9 protein-coding genes are annotated in these 8,304 nt (G+C 45.3%); 2 read left to right on the top strand and 7 right to left on the bottom strand.

Translation table 11 applies throughout. The features are described 5' to 3' along the window. The 7 genes from B3D59_RS06170 to B3D59_RS06140 form a co-directional block, all read right to left on the bottom strand. On the bottom strand, positions 1-337 hold a 337-nt coding region (locus B3D59_RS06170; RefSeq protein WP_286818446.1), incomplete at its 3' end, for a hypothetical protein. Between the two features lie 570 nt (positions 338-907). After that, the gene (locus B3D59_RS06165; protein WP_286818445.1) at positions 908-1,249 is read right to left on the bottom strand and encodes a transcriptional regulator; all 342 of its coding nucleotides are present in this window, start codon (positions 1,247-1,249) and stop codon (positions 908-910) included. An 841-nt stretch (positions 1,250-2,090) separates the two neighbouring features. Further along, entirely contained in the window at positions 2,091-2,843 is a 753-nt protein-coding gene (locus B3D59_RS06160) for a hypothetical protein (RefSeq protein ID WP_286818444.1), read from the bottom strand. Positions 2,844-2,911: 68 nt separating this feature from the next. Then, positions 2,912-3,562 carry a DUF3313 domain-containing protein gene (locus tag B3D59_RS06155; protein ID WP_286818443.1) on the bottom strand — a complete coding sequence of 217 codons (651 nt, stop codon included), beginning with the start codon at positions 3,560-3,562 and terminating at the stop codon, positions 2,912-2,914. Between the two features lie 16 nt (positions 3,563-3,578). Then, entirely contained in the window at positions 3,579-3,929 is a 351-nt protein-coding gene (locus tag B3D59_RS06150) for a putative quinol monooxygenase (protein WP_286818442.1), read from the bottom strand. Between the two features lie 236 nt (positions 3,930-4,165). Further along, positions 4,166-4,534, bottom strand: coding sequence for a helix-turn-helix domain-containing protein (locus B3D59_RS06145; RefSeq protein ID WP_286818441.1), 369 nt, complete (start codon positions 4,532-4,534; stop codon positions 4,166-4,168). After that, positions 4,512-6,629, bottom strand: coding sequence for a sigma 54-interacting transcriptional regulator (locus B3D59_RS06140; protein ID WP_286818440.1), 2,118 nt, complete (start codon positions 6,627-6,629; stop codon positions 4,512-4,514). The genes B3D59_RS06145 and B3D59_RS06140 overlap by 23 nt, the downstream gene beginning before the upstream one ends. 426 nt (positions 6,630-7,055) lie before the next feature. Between B3D59_RS06140 and B3D59_RS06135 the strand changes: the two genes are divergently transcribed. Together B3D59_RS06135 and B3D59_RS06130 are read left to right on the top strand one after the other, a co-directional pair. Beyond that, on the top strand, positions 7,056-7,496 hold the full coding sequence (locus tag B3D59_RS06135; protein ID WP_286818439.1) for a hypothetical protein: 441 nt from the start codon (positions 7,056-7,058) through the stop codon (positions 7,494-7,496). A 39-nt stretch (positions 7,497-7,535) separates the two neighbouring features. Beyond that, positions 7,536-8,304: sulfatase-like hydrolase/transferase (locus tag B3D59_RS06130; protein ID WP_286818438.1), on the top strand; the 769-nt coding region annotated here is incomplete at its 3' end.

Raw genomic sequence — 8,304 nt, 5'->3', positions numbered from 1 at the left:
CTTCAAATGTCGGGATCGTGACATTGGCGGGGCCAACGCCCAGCAATCCCTCGCGTAGCCCGGCCATATTTACAGGCGCCAATGCCAGCAAGTAAGCCTGGACCGCGCGCTGGAAGTCGAGGTTGTCGTAGACTTTGGCGACGGTTTCCTTATCCGGAAAGCCATCAAAAAACTTCAGCGTGCCTAGCCGCGTTTCCACCTTATCCGGGATCGCGATACCGGGTGGGATGTCGGTGGTCATATTCACTTTCGGTGCGGACTGTGCCTGTGCGGCAGTTGCACCCATCATCAAAATGAGAGTCGCCGTCCAAACGCTTACTGTGTATCTGATTTTCATTGGAACCTCCATTTGTCTTGCAAGGCTGAGAATTGGTATTACGAGCTAACAAGTTATTATGTAGTTTTTTTTCTGTCAAAGCCCAAATTTGTAATATTATCGCGTTAGAAAAAATTAAAACAGGATAATTTTTCAATAGCAGACAAGCAACCTGATGTAAATAGAAAGTTTGAATGAACCGATTAAGGAAAACAAAACGGAGCAATCATGGTATTTAAGAGCTCCCAAGCCAATTTTGAAGCGGTGTTGGCTACTTTTGTTATTGGTGACCTGGATCGAAAACTTGGGGAAGATCAAATCAATGGTCTGAGGTGAAGACCACCCAGCGGATAGGCTCCGTTTTTTTTGGTCAAATGACTCCCCCAGACTTTCCCTGTTTGGGGGTGATGACGAATAATTCAAACAAACCCTGAATCTTTGTGACATACAATCTTATATTTTTTTTCTGAACTTCAAAACGTTAGGGTGAAAATTTGATATAATATCATGATATTGGGCATCTAAAAATCTTTTCAGCTTTTGTTTGTCATCATCAATTCTTTTTAATCTTTTGTTGAAAATCAAGAACGGTCATGCGGCTTCCAGCACAAAATTCACATGGATAGCGTCAAAAGGAAATTCTATTTGACCGCTTTCTGTTTTTATCAAAATTCCGGCTTTCAGAAGCGCATGGACGTCACCATGGACGGCTTTAACATCCCGGCCCAATAGTCTGGCTATCTCACGGATAGACAAAGATCCGGCCCCGGTCATGTTCTGAATAAGTTCCCACCGCTTACCAGAAATAATTTTAAAAAGCAGAGCAGGGGTCTCAAAACTGATAAAAGCACCTTGAGCCTCGCCGTCAAAAGCGGCCAGAAACCGGTTCTCAATCTCTTCCCGTGATGATATTCCCAATGTTACGGTTTTCATTTTATCCCCTCCAATGATTATATGACGGTTTTTTAATATCAATTCTGCATTCATGTTGGACATGACACCAACACACTCATGGCGTTGTCAATAACCCTGGCAAAATATGATGCCATAAAAACATTTGGGCTTTGAGAAATTCGTTTGTTATTGGGCCTGAAATATAAATATGACAGATCAAGTGGGGGTACCGGGTGAGGATTCCCTCTCATCTATGCTTGCTTGTCGTTGAAACGATGACCACAGACTTTCTGTTATTTTTATAATTCGGGTCAAGGTGCCGCATTGGTCGCAGAAGCGGGTATTGGTCTGGAGGTCCGCGATAAAACGGCCGCAGGTCACGGCTGGGCGTAAAGCCTCGTCTCATTTGGTATTTGACCGAAAATTTTATTTTACGGTCCTTGAGTTACTTCAGACACGAGTTATTAACGCAAAAAAATAGATAACAGCCAAGCACATAGGGCAATCCCATGTAATTTATCGTCTGTCGTCTGTACTCTGTCCGGTAAGTGCCCCATGCCCCGAAAACAGGAGTAAATAGTCGTAATGTTCCCAATAGATTGGGTGTAGGGCCATGGAAATAATAAAATTTACCACACGGCTTGTCTTTTTGCCCGTCGTCTTCGTTGCATCAATGGCCATCAGAAACAATCTGATTAGATTACATTGATGCGCCTTGAATACTGGCAAAAATCCGGCGCCATGTTGGTAAATTTTAAAAGCTCCATGACCCTTAAGAGACATTTTGGGGGCTTTCTCCATGTCCAGTGACCGACTGTTTGAATTGTCAGACAGAGCCTAATGTCAAATTTCAAATAGTTTGTACGGATTGTCCTGGAAATTACCAGTTATAGAAAATGGCCAGGCCCAGGGATTGCTCATTCATATCATAAAGATACCAATCCTGGCTGCCCCGGGCAGCGTTCTCAAAATCAACAGCAGCATATTTGCAAAACAGGGTACCGGACCACCCCTTGTAAAACTGCCAGGTCAAGCCGGTATTTGCCGTATATGTTCCTTCTGATCCCCCAAACCCGAAATCCATTTGAGTATTCCAGGTAAGGGTGTGGGTCAAAGGAACATTGGCAGACAATCCGATGACCGCGTCTGTCCAATCATTGTCAATTGTCCTGTTTAGCTGGGATCTTTCGGTACTGAAATCAACAGAAATTTCGTGTTCTGTATAGCGGATTCCCCCGATAAGATTCAGATTCAGGTACGGCTTCTCATAGAGGGCATAGCCGACGGCAAACTCAGCACCGGTCAGGTCGGCTTCAATGTCAAGATGTGCTGCTCTATTACCTCCGGACCCTTCCAGCACCAGGTTTGCATATGCGGCTTTAAAGGTCCATTTGCCGTTGGAGGCATAACCGCTGAGGCCCAGAGCCGAATCCATTACGTCCATGATATCGTCAGGGTCTGCATCAACGTTCATTTTTACCGGTCCTGCAATGTTTGTATGAAATCCGATATCTCCGTCAATTTTTAAAATTGAGGGGCCGGTTCCAATTCCAAAATGCCATTCCGCATAGGCGGATGAACTGACCATGCTAATCGCAATAATTGCCGCAATCAATATTCGTCTGATGTACATTGGATGGTTTCCTTTTTTTGATATGTGGTAAAATTATAAAACCTGATATTACCTAAAAGCCTGCTTTATTATTCACTGGTCATAAACGCATACAACCGCTTGGACCAGTATTTGAAAGCGGATTTCGCCGGCGACGTCTTACCAACGTCCAGCTTGCCGCCCGGGGCCTTGTCAATGGCAGCCGCGACTCTTTCGTTGGTGATGGAATCTAAAAATTCAACCTCGGCACTGGCGCTGCCAACGCCTATATATTCGCCGGTAGTCCCTTTTTTAACCAGACTCACAGCCAATCCTACAGGGATGACAGTGCTTATCGTGCCGGAAGCCGGATTGCTGGGCTTTATATCCGTTACTGCCAGACGCATCCGGATAACATCAGGCCCGGGTTTGTCCGTCAGCATGGTGCCGAATGTTTCGGTAAAGGTTTTGTGAAATAACTCGCTCAGTTCCTGGATTTCGCTGGGGTGAATGCCCTTGTAATCTGAATCTGTATTAAAATAGAAAACCACCTCATCCATCATGATTTTATTGTATTTTTTAAAATCCACCCCTTTCTTCAAATAACGCAGATCAACATCATCCGCCCCTTTTTCAAAAGTTGGGTATGTTCCGAGGAATCCGGAAGTTGAAAGTTTTTTAGGTTGTGATGATACACATCCCATCGTCATTCCAAGTCCAATAACCAATACTGATGCCAATAGTGATCGATACATTTTCATCTCTTTTCCTCCTGGTTTAATATTTTCCTCTTGCCTTTTTGATGGTTTCAATACCGTCGGAAGCCAAAATTCTGTCAAAACTAATCTCCGGCTGGATCTCTGACATTTCAATTACCAGAAGCACCCTGCGATAGATATCCGTCTTGAGGTGGTTCAGCAGTGCCTGCTCCCCTCTCCAGAGTTCTTCAAGCATCAGGATATTTTCATCATCGCTCCCCCGGTAAAGCCTGGTATAGATACAGTCCGGTTCAACCTTTGTCTGTTCCCTTACGGATTTTAAAATTTCAAGGGCCTCTCTTTGCTTTTTTAAAGAAAGATGTATGCGAATTGATGCCCTTATCTGCCCCTGCCTTTCTTCCTTTTTCATGTGCCCCTCCTTTAACTCGAAATAGGCACCGCTATAGAAAATTCGGTATATCCCACTCGTTCAATATAGAACCGATATGCGAAATATGTACCAGGTGCGGGGAAGTTCGATTTCTTGGATGTAAGCATCTGAAATGTTATGGGTATAGTTTAACTTTCCTGGAGAATAAAGTTAATAGAAATCAGAGATTACGCCGAAATGACGGCACGCATACCCTTTATTTTTCGGCAGCTGTTTCAGGGGCGCTGTATGCCCAGTTTTTTCATTTTTGACTGGAGGGTGGTCCGTTTCAGACCCAGGACTTCGGCAGCAGATCCTTTTCCTGAGATTCGCCAGTTTGTTTTTTCAAGCACATCCTGTATATGCCGTCGCTCCATTGCTTCAAGGGTTGTTATGGTTTTCTTGTTGTTCGAAGGTGAAACGGGCAAGGTCACATTCAGGGTTTTTGAGTTACTTGTGATCAAAGAACGTTCAATAAGGTTTTTGAGTTCCCTGATATTTCCGGGCCAGGTATATTTCTGCAAAGCTTTCATGGTATCTGTCGGAATATTGTCCACCCGCCGGGCCATCTTTTTTTCAAACTCACGTACAAAGGCCCAGGTCAAAGGCGGAATATCTGCCAGGTGCTCCCGCAGGGGGGGGCACATGGATGGGAAATATGTTCAACCGGAAATAGAGGTCTTTTCTGAATTTTCCTTCATCCATCATCTGTTCGATATTCTTATTGGTGGCGGCAATGATCCTGACATCTACTTCTATGGTTTGGGTGGAGCCCAGGCGTTCAAATTTACCCTGCTCCAGAACCCGGAGCAGTTTGGCTTGGATTTCCATGGGCATTTCCCCCACCTCATCTAAAAAAAGAGTAGCCTTGTCTGCCAGCTCAAAACGCCCCGCCATTCTGGTCAAGGCACCTGTATAGGCGCCTTTTTCCCTGCCAAAGAGTTCACTTTCAACCAGGGTGGGGGGAAGAGAGGCGCAGTTGATGGTCACGAGGGGGCGATCTTTGCGGTCACTTAACCGGTGGATAGCCCTTGCAACCAGCTCTTTTCCTGTGCCGGTCTCCCCCTGGATCAGCACCGAGGCCTCGGTGGGGGCTACCTGTTCGATCTGTTCGATAACCCTCAGTATTTCAGGGCTCCGGGCAACAATCTCATCGTGGAGAAATTGAACATTTATTTTCTCCCGAAGATAGGTGTTTTCGTTTTCTATCTTTTGTTTCAATGCCTTGATCTGGGCGATCTGATTTTTTAACTGCTGCTCCATCCTTTTTTGTTTGCTAATGTCAAGGGTGATTCCCATCAGGTGTCTGGGATCGCCTTGGCTGTTGCAGTAAACTTTTCCCGATGACCTGACCCAGCGAAGTTTGCCGTTTGGGTGTACCGTCCTAAAATTGATGTCAAAGCTGCCGATACTGTAAAGGGCGTCATTGAGGGTTTGGGTGACCATCTCCCTGTCTTGGTCAAAGATCTTTGCTGTAAAGCTTTCATAATTAAGGGGAATGTGTGATTCAAAACCGAACAGGTCTCTGATCCTTTGCGTCACCCAGACATGACGGCTGTTGATCTCCAAGACCCAGATCCCTAAATTGCCGGCTTCGGTGGCCATGGAAAGCCGTCTTTCATTTTCCATTAGCTTGAGTTCCTGTCGTCGTCTTACCAGAGCATTGGTAAATATCTGGCTTACCAGGGTCATCCGGTCCACAACGGCGTCGGTCCACGCTATTTTATATTTAATGGTATCAAAACTGAGTGCGCCGATAATATTTTTTTCCCCGGAACACAGGGGCAAAACAAGGGAGGAATCCACCCCCAAACCGATTCGGGTTTCACGATCAATGCGGGCTTCTTCGGGCATATCATGGGTGCTTATGGTGAAGATTTCTCCTTTTAACACGCGTTTGATCGCCCAGGGAAATGCAATGTCTGCCTTCATATTTACCGGTTTTTCAGGGCCGTAAGGCGGGGTATGAAGATGGGTGACGGTCAGATAGTGCGGAGAGGTATCAGACCACAGCCAGAGCGCAGACTGTTCTATATTGAGGGTCTGGCAGATCTCGGCCTGGGCTCTATTAATCTGATCGTCCAGCAGATGGGCCGGCAAGTTGATAAACCTGGCAGAAATATTAGAGATCAGTTTTTCAAACCGATAGAGCTCATTATTTTTTTTTTCTTTGAATTTTAGACACAGGATATTGGATAAAATTTGGGTAATGGCCTGGACTTGTTTGCACTTTAAGCTTTCCCATGCCTTTTTACCGGTCATGCGGCAAAAAGAGATGCCGCCGATAATTCCCGTTTCCGAGCGCATGGGAGAGATAATCAAAGATTTTATTCCCATACGCTTTAATTCGTTTGCATCGGATTTTGCCTTGACCGGAAAGTCTTCCAATGAAGAGAAACTCAGGGCCCGGCCCTGGCGGATCTGACTCATGATCCATGGAAATCGTTCTGCCATGGAACCTAATTTTTTCAATTCATCTTGAATCAATGGTGAGTACATATAAGTAACAATGGCATTCTCCAGGGTGGTATTTTCAAAAAGCCAGAGCAAAGACCCATCAAATCCCATATGTTGACAGATCTCTTTTTGGGCCCTTTGTATCGCAGCATCAATATCGCCATCCGACATACCGATAAATTGGCCGGCAATTTTTTCAACCAAGCCTTCAAAGTCAAAGGTCGAGCCAACATATGGTGACAATGGTGAATTCTTCATTACTATCTGATATTTATTTGTTTTTTGCTTTAATTTGATCTGTGAGAAACAGATTTAAATTTGCATAAATTAATGTCTTATCTTTCCCACAAAAGTCCTGTAAAGTCCAAAGATTATTTTCATATGAAACATACATTACTATAGACTGAGGAGGTTCTTAAAGCAATCATTGGTCATCAGCCGAAAAAGATTGGGATGCGACGGTATTTCGGCAGAGACAAAGCCCCTTGTTTAATATGCTGCTCCCGGATTTTTATGAAATCAACTTTATATCCCGCTTTTTGATTCGTTTGCGGCGCATTAAAAAAAGCCTGGCACATAAACTGCTAAACTTGTCTTTAAATTTAAAGTAAAATTTGTCGGTCTGGTCGCTGGTGTAACTTCTACAATTTAATCTGAAGGGAAAGGCGTTTGAGCTATAATTATTTAATTATCCGATCCAAACTAATTACCGGGATAATCCTGCTGTTTCTGACTGCCGGTCTTTCTTTGCCTGAATTTGCCGGCACACAACCGGTAAATAAAGATGCAGCAGCCGGTTCTTTCAACATCAACTTCCTTTTGGGTATGTGGGAACGATCCGACGGCAGTTATGTCCTGGAGATTAAGGATGTTAGAAATAACGGTACATTGACGGCATCGTATTACAACCCGAAATCCATCAATGTTTCCCGATCGCAATGGCAGCAGGGCAGCGATGCCCTTTATCTTCTGGTTGAACTCCGGGACGTCAATTATCCCGGTTCCACATACACCCTCCGGTATGATGCCGGAACGGACCGGTTGGTCGGCAAATATTTTCAGGCCATGGATAAAATAACCTATGATATTGAATTTTTGAGAAAAAAGTAATTTTGTAGAAAATTAAAAATAATTAAAGGAGGTAAACAATTGATTAAAAAAACAGCATACAGTATGTTCGGCTTGGCTTTAAGTACGGCGTGTGCCGCCACCGTATCCGCGGAAATGGACCGGACGCATCTTCCCATCCCGGATCTTGGTTTCCCCGCAAGTACCGTACTTGATGTGCGCGACGCCACACCACCGGAGCGATTTCAGGTAAAAGCCCCGAACGGTGCGCCCAACGTCCTGGTGGTGATCGTTGACGATCTTGGATTTGCGGGCACCAGCGCATTTGGCGGACCCGTACCCACCGAAACCTTTGACAGCATCGTCGGTAAAGGCTTGAAATTCAACAATTTTCATACCGCGGCAGTATCCTCGCCCACACGGTCTGCGCTTAAAAGCGGCCGTAACCATCATGACTGCAATATGGGCGGGATCATTGAAACAGGAACTGCTTTCCCCGGTAACACCGGCGCCATTCCAAATGATGTGGCACCTCTTGCGGAAATGCTGCGTTTAAACGGCTTCAGCACCGCCATGTTTGGTAAGTGCCATGAAACAGCGGCCTGGGAAACAAGCGTCTCGGGTCCATTTTCCCGTTGGCCCACCGAGCAGGGCTTTGAAAAATTTTACGGATTTCTTGGTGGTGAAACCAATCAGTGGGCGCCGTTTATTTATGACGGCACCCACCAGGTAGAACTGCCCGAAGACCCGGATTACCATTTTCTGGAGGACATGACGGACCAGGCAGTAGCCTGGATCAAGTTTCAGAAAGCCATGACACCTGACAAGCCGTTTTTTGTCTATTTTGCGC

It is taken from the genome of Desulfobacter sp. UBA2225 (genome assembly GCF_002348205.1).
In the GTDB taxonomy this organism is placed as follows: domain Bacteria; phylum Desulfobacterota; class Desulfobacteria; order Desulfobacterales; family Desulfobacteraceae; genus Desulfobacter; species Desulfobacter postgatei.
This window is presented reverse-complemented; position numbering and strand designations above follow the sequence as displayed.

Coding starts and splice junctions, on each gene's coding strand:
- B3D59_RS06160 (WP_286818444.1), bottom strand. CDS start 2,843: ATGTACATCAGACGAATATTGATTGCGGCAATTATTGCGATTAGCATG.
- B3D59_RS06155 (WP_286818443.1), bottom strand. CDS start 3,562: ATGAAAATGTATCGATCACTATTGGCATCAGTATTGGTTATTGGACTT.
- B3D59_RS06165 (WP_286818445.1), bottom strand. CDS start 1,249: ATGAAAACCGTAACATTGGGAATATCATCACGGGAAGAGATTGAGAAC.
- B3D59_RS06150 (WP_286818442.1), bottom strand. CDS start 3,929: ATGAAAAAGGAAGAAAGGCAGGGGCAGATAAGGGCATCAATTCGCATA.